At 71.7% G+C, this 13,693-nt stretch carries 12 protein-coding genes; 8 read left to right on the top strand and 4 right to left on the bottom strand.

Annotation, left to right across the window (positions count from 1 at the left end; translation table 11 throughout):
* Nucleotides 1-17 precede the first annotated feature (17 nt).
* Nucleotides 18-713: a lipoate--protein ligase family protein gene (locus tag H577_RS15345; protein WP_051191798.1), complete on the top strand. Its 696-nt coding sequence runs from the start codon at nt 18-20 to the stop codon at nt 711-713.
* Nucleotides 714-1,052: 339 nt separating this feature from the next.
* Nucleotides 1,053-2,009: a diacylglycerol/lipid kinase family protein gene (locus H577_RS0105985; RefSeq protein WP_029145186.1), complete on the top strand. Its 957-nt coding sequence runs from the start codon at nt 1,053-1,055 to the stop codon at nt 2,007-2,009.
* 71 nt (nt 2,010-2,080) lie between these two features.
* On the opposite strand, the gene H577_RS17920 is transcribed toward H577_RS0105985, so the two are convergent.
* Complete coding sequence (locus H577_RS17920; protein WP_029145185.1) at nt 2,081-2,680, bottom strand: TetR/AcrR family transcriptional regulator; 600 nt, start codon at nt 2,678-2,680, stop codon at nt 2,081-2,083.
* The gene (locus H577_RS17915) at nt 2,677-5,091 is read right to left on the bottom strand and encodes a PEP/pyruvate-binding domain-containing protein (protein ID WP_029145184.1); all 2,415 of its coding nucleotides are present in this window, start codon (nt 5,089-5,091) and stop codon (nt 2,677-2,679) included. The genes H577_RS17920 and H577_RS17915 overlap by 4 nt, the downstream gene beginning before the upstream one ends.
* A gap of 265 nt (nt 5,092-5,356) precedes the next feature.
* On the opposite strand from H577_RS17915, the gene H577_RS17810 reads away from it, so the two are divergent.
* The 6 genes from H577_RS17810 to H577_RS0105945 all read left to right on the top strand — a co-directional run bounded on the left by H577_RS17810 (nt 5,357) and on the right by H577_RS0105945 (nt 12,232).
* Nucleotides 5,357-5,518: a hypothetical protein gene (locus tag H577_RS17810; RefSeq protein WP_169566251.1), complete on the top strand. Its 162-nt coding sequence runs from the start codon at nt 5,357-5,359 to the stop codon at nt 5,516-5,518.
* A gap of 173 nt (nt 5,519-5,691) precedes the next feature.
* Nucleotides 5,692-6,558 carry a Rieske (2Fe-2S) protein gene (locus tag H577_RS15340; protein ID WP_036283972.1) on the top strand — a complete coding sequence of 289 codons (867 nt, stop codon included), beginning with the start codon at nt 5,692-5,694 and terminating at the stop codon, nt 6,556-6,558.
* Entirely contained in the window at nt 6,537-8,858 is a 2,322-nt protein-coding gene (locus tag H577_RS0105960; protein ID WP_029145183.1) for an FdhF/YdeP family oxidoreductase, read from the top strand. The genes H577_RS15340 and H577_RS0105960 overlap by 22 nt, the downstream gene beginning before the upstream one ends.
* Nucleotides 8,859-8,866: 8 nt before the next feature.
* Nucleotides 8,867-9,271: a DoxX family protein gene (locus H577_RS0105955; RefSeq protein ID WP_036283970.1), complete on the top strand. Its 405-nt coding sequence runs from the start codon at nt 8,867-8,869 to the stop codon at nt 9,269-9,271.
* A 113-nt stretch (nt 9,272-9,384) separates the two neighbouring features.
* Nucleotides 9,385-11,772 (top strand): molybdopterin oxidoreductase family protein, encoded by a 2,388-nt coding sequence (locus H577_RS15335; protein ID WP_036283968.1) that lies wholly within the window; start codon nt 9,385-9,387, stop codon nt 11,770-11,772.
* Between the two features lies 1 nt (nt 11,773).
* Nucleotides 11,774-12,232, top strand: a complete 459-nt coding sequence (locus H577_RS0105945) for a hypothetical protein (RefSeq protein WP_029145181.1) — start codon at nt 11,774-11,776, stop codon at nt 12,230-12,232.
* Nucleotides 12,233-12,378: 146 nt separating this feature from the next.
* Here the strand turns inward: H577_RS0105945 and H577_RS0105940 are convergent, their stop codons facing one another.
* Together H577_RS0105940 and H577_RS0105935 are read right to left on the bottom strand one after the other, a co-directional pair.
* Nucleotides 12,379-12,633: a hypothetical protein gene (locus H577_RS0105940; protein ID WP_029145180.1), complete on the bottom strand. Its 255-nt coding sequence runs from the start codon at nt 12,631-12,633 to the stop codon at nt 12,379-12,381.
* Nucleotides 12,634-12,974: 341 nt separating this feature from the next.
* Complete coding sequence (locus H577_RS0105935) at nt 12,975-13,481, bottom strand: O-acetyl-ADP-ribose deacetylase (RefSeq protein ID WP_029145179.1); 507 nt, start codon at nt 13,479-13,481, stop codon at nt 12,975-12,977.
* Nucleotides 13,482-13,693 lie beyond the last annotated feature (212 nt).

Here is a 13,693-nt window from a genome sequence, read left to right as displayed (position 1 = left end):
CGTGGCAGGCTGAGGACGTGACCGCCCTGCAGCCCGCGCCGGCGACCCGCGTGATCCGCGAACGCGAGTCCGGCGGCGCGGCATCCCTTCTCGACCGCTCCGTCGAGCTGCTGCGTGCGGTCGCATCGGGTGTGATCGCCGACGCCCGCGTCGTGCGACTGTACGTGCCGCCGCCCACGGTCGCGATGAGCCGTCGTGAGAGCCGGATGCCCGGATTCGGGCGCGCCGCCGACGCCGCGCGCCGACGGGGCTTCACACCCGTCATCCGTCCCACCGGCGGACGTGCCGTCGCCTACGACGAGTCGTGCCTCGTGTTCGACCTGATCGAGCGCGAAGACGACCTCGCCGATCAACAGCGCCAGTTCGCCCGCGCCGGCACCGCCCTCGTGGCGGCACTTTCCAGACTCGGCGTCGACGCCCGCATCGGACCCGTGCCGGGGGAGTACTGCCCGGGCGAGTTCAGCGTCAACGCCCGTGGCCGGGCCAAGCTCGTCGGTACATCCCAGCGCGCCGTGCGCGGCGCACGTCTGCTCAGCGGGATGCTGCCGCTTCGCGCCGTCGCCCACCTGAGCGATGTGCTGCTCGAGGTCAATGACGCGCTCGGACTCGACTGGGATCCCGCGACCTTCGGCACCCTGCAGCACGAGGTCGGCGCCCTGCCCGCCGACCGTGTCGGCGACGCGATCGTCGGAGCCCTCGCCGCCATGCCCTGAACCGCGCGTCGGGGCCGTCTTCGACGGCTCCGAACGCTCACGTTCACCACGTGTCGTCGCTCAGACGATCCTCATCCCGCAACAGGCGGCGACCGTCGCCGCGGGGCGCGCCGGTGCGGAAGAGACGTCGGCGGCGCGCCGTGCCCGCGGGGGAGAGGCGACGACCGCACCGAGGTCAGCGACCTACTCGAGCGCGCCGTGCCCGCGGGGGAGAGAGGTGACGACCGCGCCGAGGTCAGCGACCTACTGTGGCGCGCCGTGCGCGCGGGAAAGACAGGCGGCCGATGCCGGCATCGGCTTGAATGGATGTCGCAACCGTCCGCGACGAAAGGCACCGCCATGACCGACCCCCGCATCGGCCTCGTCTGGAATCCGTCCAAGACCGGCCGCGACGACCTTGAGGCCGCGCTGACGGCCGCCGCCGACGGCCACGACGTCGACGTGACCTGGTTCGAGACCAGCGAGGACGACCCCGGTCGCGCCGCGACCCAGGCCGCGCTGGACGCGGGCGTCGACGTCGTCGCGGCGGCGGGCGGCGACGGCACCGTCCGCGCGGTCGCCGAGCACCTCGCCGACACCGGCGCCGATGTCGACCTGGCCGTCATCCCGCTGGGCACCGGCAACCTGCTCGCCCGCAACCTCGAGATCCCGCTCGGTGACACCGCCGCCGCGTTCGCCCGCGCCCTGACCGGCACCGCTCGCCCGATCGACATCGGCTGGGCCGAGGTGGCCGGGCCCGCCGGCGACCGACGGTGCGCGTTCGCCGTGATGGCCGGATTCGGCATCGACGCACACATGATCACCGAGACCGACGACGACCTGAAAGACAAGGCCGGCTGGCTCGCCTACGTCGAGTCGCTCGGGCGCGCCGTCTCGGCCAGCGAGGTCATCGACATCCGACTCGGCCTCGACGGGGCCGACCCGACCGGGCAACACGCGCACACGCTCATCGTCGGCAACTGCGGCACGCTGCAAGGTGGCATCACGTTGCTGCCCGACGCCGACCCCGCCGACGGCGAACTCGACCTGCTGTTGCTGAACGCCGACGGCGTCGCCGGCTGGATGGACACCCTGCGCACCATGGTGTGGGACAACGGACTGAAGCGTCTGCTGCCCGGTGCCGCCTCGGCGGGCGATGAGCGCGCCGTCAGCAGCGACAGCACCGAGCACCGCCGGCTGCGCATCCTCGAGGTCGAACTGGCCGAACCCCGCGCGTTCGAAGTCGACGGCGACCACCTCGGCGAGATCACCCGGGCGCGCATCACGGTGCAGCCGGGTGCCGTCCGCATCCGCTGAACGCGTCGCGCGTACGGAACGTGCGGCGGGCGGTGCGCGCACTCGAACCGGTGGACTGAGACCAGGCCCGCTCAGCCGGGCGCGCGCAGCAGGGGCAGCAGCACCTCGTCGACGAGGTCGACGAACAGGGCGTCGTCCAGAGCCTGGTCGCCGAGCAGAAAGTGGTGGCGAAGCAGCGCCGCCGGCACATCGAGCCGCGCCGGGGCGAGAGCGGATGCCGCCACCTCCCCGCGATCGACGGCACGCCGCACCAGCTCGGTCACGAGGCGGCGATTGCGACCCTGCGATCGGGCACGGATCTCCCGGGTGCGGTCGGCGTCGTCCCGCGACTCCGCGATGATCCCGCGCAACGCCTCGCCCGCCGGCCCCTGCAGCACGGCGGCGGCCTGACGCAGCATCTCGAGCAGATCGGTGCGCAGCGCACCGGTGTCCGGCGGATGCTCGGGGTCGGGCGCCACCCGGTACACCGCGTCGACCACCAGGGCCGCCCGCGACGGCCAGCGCCGGTACAGTGACGCCTTGCTCGCGCCGGCGCGGCGGGCTACGGCATCCATCGTCACCTGCGCATAGCCGACCTCGGCCAGCTCCGCCAACGCCGCCTCGAGGATCGCCGCAACGAGCGCGTCGCCGCGCCGCCGCGGACCGCTGCGGTGGTCGCTCGGCGGGTTCACGGCTGCGCCCTCGTGACCCGCCCACGCGTGCCGTCGACTCTGACGCGCTCGCCGTCGGCGATCGCGGTGGTGCCGTTGCCCGTGCCCATCACCGCGGGCAGCCCGTACTCGCGAGCGACGATGGCCGCGTGCGACGCGGACGAGCCGGTGTCGACCACGACGGCCGCGGCGCGCTGGAACAGCGGCGTCCACGACGGATTCGTGTACGGGCACACGAGCACCTCGCCCGCCTGCAGCCGGTCGAAGTCCGCCGCGCCGTGCACGACGCGGGCCACGCCCGTCGCCGTGCCCGCCCCCGCGGGCGTGCCCGTCACCAGGGCGTCGCCGCGCCCCGAAGCCGGGAACACGCTCGCCATGTCGATCAGCGGCACACCCGCCAGTACGGCGCGCCGGGCGGCCCGGCGGGTCACGAACCCGCGCAGCATGGCCGTCTGGGCGGCACTGACACGGTCGACGTCGGCGATGTGCGACACCTCCTCCCATCGCAGGTGCAGGATGTCGGCGGCGCGCTCGAGCACACCGGCATCGGCCATGCGGCGGCCGGTCTCGAGGATCGCCCGGCGCAGGGTGGGCAGGGACGCCGTGAAGAAGAAGTGCGTGTCTTCGCGGAACGCGACGGCATCCTGCGCCGCCGCCACCGCGCGAGCCACCCGCGCTGCGCGCCGCGGTGAGCGCAGCAGGGGATGCGCGAGCAGTCGCGCCAGGGCGTCGGCCGAGCGCGACATGGGCGACGGATGCGCGTCGACCGCCGCCAGCGCGAGCACCATGCCGAGGGCGACATCGGGCGATTCGGCCAGCGTCGGTGCGCTGATCAGCATGGGAGAGGTCGTCTCGCGCCGGCCGAACTCGCGCAGGAACGCGGTGATGTCGGTGCGCAGCCGGGCGAAGTCGTCGTCGTGTGCGACCAGCTGCCACCCCGCCTGCGCGTCGAGGCCGGTCAGCCGGTCGCGCAGGGCCGGCTCGGCACGCAGCCGCGCCGCCATCCGGCCGAGCGCCCGGGTGCCGTCCTCGGTGCGGGTGCGCGCCCCACCGAGCAGATCGGCGAGCAGGCGGCGTCGGCGCAGCAGCGTCAGCACGACGACCAGACGCAGCACGGCCAGCCCGGCGCCGGGCAGGTAGTCGATGCGCAGGTCGCGGCACAGCTCCTGGGCGGACAACGCCCGGTCGGGCACCGCCACGAGTTCGCGCCACGGCAGCGCGGGAAGGTCGAGCGTCTCGAGCCGGTCGATGCGGGCGAGGAACTCGCGCTGGCGTGGGTCATCGATCCAGCTGGCCGGGTGGAACCGGCGCGACTTGGCGATGAGTCGGAACGGTGTGGCCAGCGCCCGCAGCGACAGGTGCGGGCTGCCCGGGACGAGCTGCACCGCGACGCCGTCCTCTTCGCGCAGGAACCCCGTGAACAGCCCCTCGATGCCGTACTCGTGCGTCATCTGCGCCATCAGCAGCGCCGGCCCACGCAGCACCTGGGTGCTCACGTCCATCGGGTACGGGCGCACGGGCAGCAGCTCGGACAGGATCGCCGCCTGCAACCGCTGGAACCGGTTCAGGCGCTGCGGAGGTGGTGGCAGCGCCGTCATCGGTCGCGCCTGCAGGATCCACACCCGCCCCTGCGCGATCGCCCATTCGATGTCTTGCGGGCGGCCGAAGTGCCCGGCGATCGCGCGCGCCTGCTCGGCGAGTGCGGCCAGGTCCGCGGCATCCAGCAACGGTGCCGTACCGTCGGGTCGCAGCTGCAGCGACAGGCGGTGCCCCCGGTCATCGAGCTCGTAGTGGTCGGGGGTCACCTCGCCCGACACGACGGCCTCGCCCAGGCCCTGGCCCGCGTCGACGACGATGCGATCGCGCGCCCCGCTGGCCGGATCGGCCGTGAACATGACGCCGGCGACGTCGGCGTCGACCATGCGCTGCACGACCACCGCGATGCGCACGTCGGCGGGGTCGATCCGGCGCTCGCGGCGGTAGGCGATGGCACGGTCGGTCCACAGCGATGCCCAGCAGCGCCTCACCGCGTCGACCACCGCATCCGCGCCGACGACGTTCAGGTAGGTGTCCTGCTGGCCGGCGAAGGCGGCACCGGGCAGGTCTTCGGCGGTGGCGCTCGAACGCACGGCCACGGGCACGTCGTCGCCCAGCCGGGCGTACGCCGCGGTGACGGCATCCCGCACCGCGGCGGGCACCTCGACGTCTGTGATCGCCTGTCGCAGGGATGCCGGGGCCGTCGCCGGATCGGTGACCAACACGTCGATGCCCGCCTGCCGCGCGATGTCGATGTAGGCGGCGGTGGTCACGACGAACCCGGGCGGCACCGGGAGGCCCGCTCGCAACAGCTCGCCCAGGTTCGCGGCCTTGCCGCCGACGGCGGCCACGTCCGCGGCGCCGAACGACGACAGCGGTGCGACGATGTCGGTCATGGCAGCCTCCCTGTAGAGAACGTTGCGTTCTCTAACTGTAGCGCGCCGCCGGCACGGATGTCGCGGGCTCGCGCGGGCTCGTCACGGTCCCGGCCACACGACTGCGCCACGGATCGGCGACGGCGCCACAGATCGACGGTGCAGTCGCCGCGAACAGGCGCAGTCGTGTGACGGAGGATGTCGCGACGTCCGCGTCATGTCCGGTGGGCCTCGGCGATCAGTGACATCTGCGCGATCATGGACGTGAGGGATGAGGAGCGGATCCATGTTCGGTGAGAAGCGACGTCGCGAGGAAGAACTCGCACAGGCGAAGCAGCAGGCAGACGAAGCGGTGGAGGCGAGCGAGGTCGACGACTCGTTCGTCGATCCCGACGAAGACCTCGAGACCCAGGAGGAGCCCGATTCCGGCGACGCCCCACCGCGGTGACCGGCGGCCGAGCTTCACGAGCCGGTCAGCACGTCCCGCAACACGCATGGTCAGTGCGGGAGGCGCGACACCTGTCGCGTGACGGACGAATCCGCCTCTCGCTGTCGCAGGAGGGGCTGCGCGGCGTAGCCTGCTGGTGACCGCCGATGTGGGCGGGTGCGAGGAGGTCCGGCGTGGGACAGCTCAGGAGGAGTCTTCACTTCGTCATCGGTGCCGTGGAGGGTCTCAAGGCTCTGGACCGGGTGTCCGCCCCGGTTGCGGCGTCCGTCAAGAAGGTCACCGGAAGCCCGCCGGTCAAGAACGCGCTTTCGGGAACCTGGCTCGGCCACCAACTGCATCCGGCGCTCACCGACGTTCCGATCGGCCTGTGGACCGCGGCATCCGTCCTCGATCTCACCTCCGGGGACGCCGGCTCCGACGCCGCGCGCCGTCTGGTCGGGTTCGGCGCGCTCAGCTCGATCCCCACGGCGGCGGCAGGCGCCGCGGATTGGTCCGACAGCTATGGACCCGAGCAGCGGGTCGGGATCGTGCACGCCGCGCTGAACAGCACCGCCCTCGTGCTGCAGGTCTCGTCATGGCTGGTGCGGCGCCGCGGCTCGCGCGGCGTGGGCACGGTGCTCAGTCTCGCCGGCCTCGGCCTCACCCTCGCCTCGGCGTATCTCGGCGGCCATCTGTCGCTCGTGCGCGGCGTCGGCGTGAACCACACCGCGTTCCAGGAGGGGACGGAGAGCTGGACGGATGTCGCGGCCGACGGCGATCTCGCCGAGAACAAGCCGCTGCGGGTCGAGGCAGGTGGCGTGCCGGTGGTGCTCGTTCGGCGCGGCGGTGCCGTGCACGCGCTGTCGGCGACCTGCACGCACGCGGGAGGGCCGCTCGACGAGGGCACTGTCGACGAGAACGGATGCGTGCAGTGTCCCTGGCACGGCAGCAGGTTCTCGCTGGCCGACGGCACGGTCGCCCAGGGTCCGGCAACGGTGTCCGAGCCGGTCTGGGAAGTGAAGTCCGAGAAGGAGCGGATATGGGTGCGTCTGGCGGGCTGATGCCCGACGTTCCACGGCAAGGCGGGCTCGGGCCGGCGACCGATGGACCCTGGTCGAGCCGCCCCTACACCCACCCGGCCGCCGGATGGGGAGCCGCGTTCTCGGTGCTCGACGTGCTCGTGCGGGAGCGGGAACCGGTCACGGGCACTCGTGCGATGTTCACGATGAACCACCCGATCCGCGGCTTCGACTGTCCCGGCTGCGCGTGGCCCGACGACAAGGGCGTGCGCCTGGACATCTGCGAGAACGGCATCAAGCACGTCACATGGGAGATGACCGGCAAGCGCGTCGGGCCGGATTTCTTCGCCGCACACACCGTGACCGAACTGGCGGAGTGGACCGATTTCGCGCTCGAGGACCAGGGCCGCCTCACCCACCCCATGGTGTACGACGCGGCGACCGATCACTACGTCCCGATCGACTGGGACGACGCGTTCGCGCTCGTCGGCTCCCACCTGCGCGGCCTCGCGAGCCCCGACGAGGCGGCGTTCTACACATCCGGTCGGCTCGGCAACGAGGCATCCTTTCTGTACCAGCTGATGGTGCGGGAGTTCGGGACCAACAACCTGCCCGACTGCTCGAACATGTGCCATGAGGCCTCGGGACGCGCGTTGCTCGAGTCGTTGGCGACGGGCAAGGGCACCGCCGATCTCGACGACTGGGAGCAGTGCGATGCGCTGTTCATCTTCGGCGTCAACGCCGCCTCGAACGCGCCGCGCATGCTCACGACGCTCGCGGCCGCGGTGAACCGCGGCGCCCAGGTGGTGCACGTGAACCCGCTCGTCGAGGCCGGGGCCACACGCACGATCGTGCCCCACGAGATCGTCGACATGGCGAGGTTCAAGACCACGAGGACGAGCACCGGCAACCTGCAGGTGCGTCCGGGCGGCGACTTGGCGCTGGTGCGCGGCATGGCGAAGGCGGTGTTCGAAGCGGCGCAGGCAGACGCCGACGTGCTCGACCGCGAGTTCCTCGCGCAGTACACACACGGATTCGAGGAGTACCGCGCGCTGGTCGAAGCGACCGACTGGCACGAGCTCGTCCGCCAATCGGGACTCGCCGAATCCGCCATCCGAGGGGCGGCGGAGATCTACCTGGCCTCTGAGCGCACCGTGATCAGCTGGTGCCTCGGAGTCAGCCAGCACGAGCACGGCGTCGAGACGGCGCGCGAGATCGTCAATCTCCTGCTCCTGCGCGGCAACATCGGCCGGCCCGGCACCGGCCCCTCGCCGGTGCGCGGGCACAGCAACGTGCAGGGCAACCGCACATGCGGCATCGACCATCATCCGACGGATGCGTGGCTCGACCGGCTCGACGAGGTCTGCGGCATCCGGTCGCCGCGAACGCGTGGCCTCGACACCGTGCACACGGTCGCGGCCATGCACGACGGCTCGGTGAAGGTCTTCGTCGGCATGGGCGGCAACTTCGTTCGCGCCGCACCCGACACCGTCTACACCGCCGAGGGGCTGCGCGGCTGCGCCCTCACCGTGCAGGTGAGCACGAAGCTCAACCGCAGCCATCTCGTGCACGGGCGCGAGGCGCTCATCCTCCCGTGCCTGGGACGCACCGAGCGCGACGAGCAGCGCTCGGGCATCCAGGGCATCTCCATGGAGGATGCGATGAGTTCGGTGCAGCTGTCGATCGGGATGCGTCGGCCCGCGTCGGAGCACCTGCGCAGCGAACCCGCGATCATCGCCGGCATCGCGCAGGCGACCCTCCCGGGCTCCCGCACCCCCTGGGCGGAGTACGTCGACGACTACGACCGCATCCGCGACGTCATGGCGCGTGTGCTTGACGGGTTCGAGAGCTACAACGAACTCGTCCGACGCCCCTACGGATTCCGCATCCCGCAGCCCGCACGTGAGCGTGACTTCCGGACGCCGTCGGGCAAGGCGGAGTTCTCGCATGCACCCCTGCCGAACGTGATCCCGGACGATGCCGAGGTGCTCGTGCTGCAGACGATGCGCTCGCAAGACCAGTGGAACACGACGATCTACACGGCGAACGACCGCTACCGCGGGGTGAAGAACCTGCGCGAGCTCATCTTCATGAACGCGGCGGACATGCGCGATCGTGGACTGCGGGAGGGCGATTTCGTCGACATCGTCGCGACCTCCAAGGACGGATCGAAACGCGCGGTCCGCAGCTTCCGCGCGCTGGCCTACGACCTGCCGCGGGGAAGCGCCGCCGGGTACATGCCCGAGCTGAACGTGCTCATCGGGCCGGACGACTACAGCACACGCAGCGACCAGCCGCTGATGAAAGACATCCGGGTGCGGGTGACCGCGGCGGTGCGGTGAGTGGGGGGATGCTCATGATCGTGACGGGGCCGGGGCTTCTCGCCTCGATCGTGCTGTTGCTGGTGCGCGCGATGCTGACCGTCGCATTCGCGCACGAGTCGCAGTTGAAGCTGAAGGACATCCGCGGCTTCGCGAAGAACGACCAGGTGCCGCTTCCGGTCGCGTGGGTCGTCGCAATCGCCGAACTGGCGGCCGCGCTGTCGTTCGCGAGCGGGGTCCTCGCCCCGTGGGCCGGGCTCGGCGTCGTGGTGCTCATGCTCATCACGACGAGCATGCAGATCTTCCGCTGGCACAGCACCTACTGGGCGGCCAAGAGCGGCCCCGAGTACGACCTGCTCATGCTCACGCTCGCCGCGGTCATCGCGGTGTTCGGGCCGGGCGTGATCGCGATCCCGACGCTGTTCGGGCTCTGAGCCCGGGAGCGACCCGCCCTCAGGCCCCGTTGACCGCATCGGACGGCGGGACTAGACAGGGAAACAGCCGCAGGGCGCAGCAACGGGGCACACACGCGCGACGAGGGACGGACATGGCCGGTACGGAACGGATTCAGGACATCTGGGGTGCGCGCACCCCGTACGCGGCGGGGGATGCCTGGCCCGCCCGGGTGGACGAGTACCTCGTCGACGGGGTCGAGGCCGGCGACGTCGAGAAGTGGGTGCGCGGGGCGTGCCTGCTGTGCAGCAACGGCTGCGGTGTCGAGGTCGCCGTCGCCGGCGGCCGGATGGTGGGCATCCGCGGCCGCGCCGACGACCGGGTGAGCCACGGCCGGCTGGGGCCGAAAGGCCTCTACGGCTGGCGCGGCGAACAACGCGACCGGCTCACGACGCCGCTGATCCGCCGCGACGGCCGGCTGGTCGAGACCGACTGGCCGACGGCGATGGCGGCGATCGCGGAGCGCTCCCGCACCCTGCTCGAGACCAAGGGCCCGCTCTCGCACGGCTTCTACACCTCGGGCCAGTTGATGATCGAGGAGTACTACACCCTCGCCGTCATCGGCAAGGCCGGCATCGGCACCCCGCACATGGACGGCAACACCCGGCTGTGCACCGCGACCGCGTCGGCGGCGTTCCAAGAGACGTTCGGCACCGACGGGCAGCCCGGCTCGTACACCGACATCGACCACTGCGACACACTGTTCCTGTTCGGCCACAACGTCGCCGAGACCCAGACCGTGCTGTGGGCACGGATGCTCGACCGGCTCGACGGGCCCAACCCGCCGCAGCTGGTGTGCGTCGACCCGCGCCGCACCAAGGTCGCCGAACGGGCGACCGTGCACCTGGCGATCCGCAACGGCACCAACCTCGCGCTGATGAACGCGCTGGTGCACGAGCTGATCGCCGCCGGCGCGGTCGACCGCGAGTACGTCGACGCGCACACCGTCGGCTTCGACGACCTGGCAGCCGCCACCGCCGAGGCCACACCGGAGTGGGCCGCCGAGATCTGCGGGGTCGCGGCATCCGACATCCGCCGCGCCGCCGAGATCTTCGCCGGCGGGCAGCGGATCGTCTCCACCTGCTCGATGGGGTTCTACCAGTCCCACCAGGCGACGGCCGCGTCGTGCCAGGTCAACAACCTGCATCTGCTGCGGGGGATGATCGGTCGGGAAGGATGCGGCATCCTGCAGATGAATGGTCAGCCCTCGGCCGAGAACAACCGCGAGGCCGGATGCGGTGCCGCGCTGCCGGGTTTCCGCAACTGGAGCAACCCGGAACACGTCGACGAGCTGGCCGCGCTGTGGAACGTCGACCGCCTCGTCATCCCGCACTGGACCCCGCCGACCGACGCCATGACGATGTTCCGTTACGTGCAGGAGGGATCGATCTCGTTCCTGTGGATCGCCGGCACGAACCCGGCGGTGTCGATGCCCGACCTGGCCCGCATCCGCGCCACCCTCGGCGGTTCCCAGTGCTTCGTCGTCGTGTCGGACGGCTACCTCACCGAGACCGCCGAGCTCGCCGACGTCGTGCTGCCTGCGGCGCTGTGGGCCGAGAAGACCGGCACCTACACGAACGTCGACCGCACGGTGCACCTGCAAGAGAAGGCGGTCGATCCTCCCGGGCAGGCGCGCAGCGACCTGGACATCTGGGTCGACTACGCCCGCCGGCTCGGCCTGCACGACCGCGACGGCAACCCGCTGCCGGCCTGGGACACGCCCGAGCAGGCGTTCGCCGCCTGGCAGGCCTGCAGCGCCGGCCGCCCCTGCGACTACTCGGGCCTGAGCTACGAGCTGCTGCACGAGCGCGGCGGCATCCAGTGGCCGGTCACCGACACCGCGCCCGACGGAACCGAGCGGCTCTACGGCGACGGCGCGTTCGCCACGCACGCCGACTACTGCGAGACCTACGGCCACGACCTGACGACCGGAACCGCGGTGACGCGCACGCAATACCTCGCCGACCACCCCGACGGGCGGGCCGTGCTCAAGACCGCCCCGTACCAGCAGGCGTTCGAGACGCCCGACGACGAATACCCGCTGCGGTTGACCACCGGCCGCACCGTTTACCACTTCCACACCCGCACCAAGACCCGACGGGCCGGGCCGTTGCAGCAGGCTGCGCCGGCGATGTGGGTCGAGGTGTCGCCGACGGATGCCGCGGCCCGCGGCATCCGTGAAGGAGACATCGTGCGCGTCACCTCTCGGCGCGGACACATCGAGGCGCCGGCACGGGTCTCGCACGTGCGCGAGGGCGTGGTGTTCGCGCCCTGGCACTACGGCGGCGATACGCTGACCGCGGCCAACGAGCTGACCCTGACCGCGTGGGACCCGGTGTCGAAACAGCCCGAGTTCAAGGTCGCCGCGGTGCGGCTGCAGAAGGTGCGCGACGGCGACGGCCCCGCGCCGGCCCCGACGAACACGGCGTCCGCGCCCGCGGTGATGGGTGCGGCCGCCGCGCCGGCCGGAACGGAGGTGTGACATGCAGTTCCCGCGCTATCTGGCGATGCTCGTCGACGCCGAGCGGGCGCTGTCGGATGCGTACCGGGATGTCTCGGCCGCGCACGCCGGGGTCGCCGACGCGTCGCTGACCTGCCGGACGTTCGCGGCGCAGGCCCTCGAGCGGGCGATCGATCTGGCCCGGATCGGCGACGAGCGTTATCCGGCCGACGGCGACGACCTCGACGATCTGCGCGCGCCCGCTCTGGGCGGCACGCGCTCCGGCCCGCTCGGGCTGGTGCGCGACCTGCAGGAGCTGGCGCAGCTGTGCGCGTTCGTGCAGACGTCGTGGCAGCTGGCCGGTCAGGCGGCGAGTGGGCTGCGCGACCATGACCTCATCGCGCTGGCCGCGCACGGCGACGAGCAGTCCGGCACCGAGCTGGCCTGGATCCACACCAAGCTCAAGAACGAGGCGGCACAGGCGCTGCTGGTCGCCGAGTAGCCGGCGGGCGCGCGACCCGGCAGTCGTGTGCCGACGGATGCCGCGGGCCGCGCGATCACGCCAGCCGGGCGATCGCGTCCTGCACCGCGTCGTCGTGCGCGCGCTCGTCGAACGCGACGATGCGCTCACGCTTGGGCGTGATGGGTTCAGGTCTGGGCGTTCTCGGAAGGCGGGAGGCGGCGTGCGAGCGAGCGATGCACGAGGATGGCTCCCACGCCGATGACGACCGCGGCGATGAGCGCAGCCTGCGCCCAGCCGACGGTCGCATTGAATGCGGCAGATCCGCGGTCAAGACCCGTGAACGCGTAAATGGTCATGGTGATGCCGATCACCAGAAGCACGGCGGTCAGAGTCATCGACGTGTAGGTCAGCGCCTTGAAACGGCGAGGTGAGGCTGTCATCGGTCCGGTTCCCTTCTTGGGCGTGTGGTGCCTGATGAGGACCCTGCGAGGGACTCCCGGGGGTAATGCGTAGCCGTCCGGTGAGTTCCTCGCTGTCCAGTGTGACCCCTTACGGGCCCCAGCGGAACGGGGTACCCGTGTACAGCGTGTTTCAGTGCGTCCGGGCGCACGCGCGGCCCGGGCTGTGCACCACGACTGCGCCATGGTTCTGCGACTGCGCCACCGATCGACGGCGCAGCCGCCGGGAACTGGCGCAGTCGTGTGACGACGGATGCCGCGACCTGGCGCAGCCGCCGGGAACTGGCGCAGTCGTGTGACGACGGATGCCGCGGGCCGCGCGCTCACGCGAGCCGGGCGATCGCCTCCTGGACTGCGTCGTGTGTGCGCTCGTCGAACGCGACGATGCGCGCGTGCTGCACCGAGGTGGTGCTGCCGAGCACCGTCGAGACGGCGACCTCGACGGCATCCTGTTTCGGCCACCCGTAGATGCCGGCGCTGATCAGCGGGAACGCGATGCTGCGCACGCCCAGTTCGTCGGCCACCTGCAGGCTGCGCCGGTAGCACGACACCAGCAGTGACCGGTCGCGCTGGCCGGCGGCGTGGTTCGGGCCGACGGTGTGGATCACCCACCGCGCCGGCAGCGCCCCGGCGGTGGTCCAGCCCGCGTCGCCGGTGGGCAGCCCGTGCGGGAACCGGGCGATGCAGTCGCGCAGGATGTCGGGGCCGCCGGCGCGGTGGATGGCGCCGTCCACGCCGCCCCCGCCGCGCATCGCCGAGTTCGCGGCGTTCACGATCGCGTCGACGTCCTGGACGGTGATGTCGCCGTGTACGGCGATGAGCTCGGTCATGATCCTCCCGCACTGCGTGCGCTGAGATTCTCCCCCGAACCGCGCCGCGCCGCCACTCGCGACCACCCGCTGCCACCGCGAGCGGCCGTGCGTGGCGGACCGCCGTCGAACCCCGTCGCGGACGGCCAGGCGGTGCCCTGCCGTCGAACCCGTTGCGGACGGCCAGGCTGTGCCCCGCCGTCGAACCCCTTCGCGGACGGCCAGGCTGTGCC

It is taken from the genome of Microbacterium luticocti DSM 19459 (genome assembly GCF_000422405.1).
GTDB lineage: Bacteria > Actinomycetota > Actinomycetes > Actinomycetales > Microbacteriaceae > Microbacterium > Microbacterium luticocti.
The sequence above is the reverse complement of the archived record's forward strand: the minus strand, read 5'-3'. Positions and strand labels throughout refer to the sequence as shown.

What these genes read in the sequence shown, in the direction of transcription:
- H577_RS0105945 (WP_029145181.1), top strand. Translation starts at nt 11,774, where the DNA reads ATGCAGTTCCCGCGCTATCTGGCGATGCTCGTCGACGCCGAGCGGGCG.
- H577_RS17810 (WP_169566251.1), top strand. Translation starts at nt 5,357, where the DNA reads ATGTTCGGTGAGAAGCGACGTCGCGAGGAAGAACTCGCACAGGCGAAG.
- H577_RS0105940 (WP_029145180.1), bottom strand. Translation starts at nt 12,633, where the DNA reads ATGACAGCCTCACCTCGCCGTTTCAAGGCGCTGACCTACACGTCGATG.
- H577_RS17915 (WP_029145184.1), bottom strand. Translation starts at nt 5,091, where the DNA reads ATGACCGACATCGTCGCACCGCTGTCGTCGTTCGGCGCCGCGGACGTG.
- H577_RS0105985 (WP_029145186.1), top strand. Translation starts at nt 1,053, where the DNA reads ATGACCGACCCCCGCATCGGCCTCGTCTGGAATCCGTCCAAGACCGGC.
- H577_RS0105955 (WP_036283970.1), top strand. Translation starts at nt 8,867, where the DNA reads ATGCTCATGATCGTGACGGGGCCGGGGCTTCTCGCCTCGATCGTGCTG.
- H577_RS0105935 (WP_029145179.1), bottom strand. Translation starts at nt 13,481, where the DNA reads ATGACCGAGCTCATCGCCGTACACGGCGACATCACCGTCCAGGACGTC.
- H577_RS15335 (WP_036283968.1), top strand. Translation starts at nt 9,385, where the DNA reads ATGGCCGGTACGGAACGGATTCAGGACATCTGGGGTGCGCGCACCCCG.
- H577_RS0105960 (WP_029145183.1), top strand. Translation starts at nt 6,537, where the DNA reads ATGGGTGCGTCTGGCGGGCTGATGCCCGACGTTCCACGGCAAGGCGGG.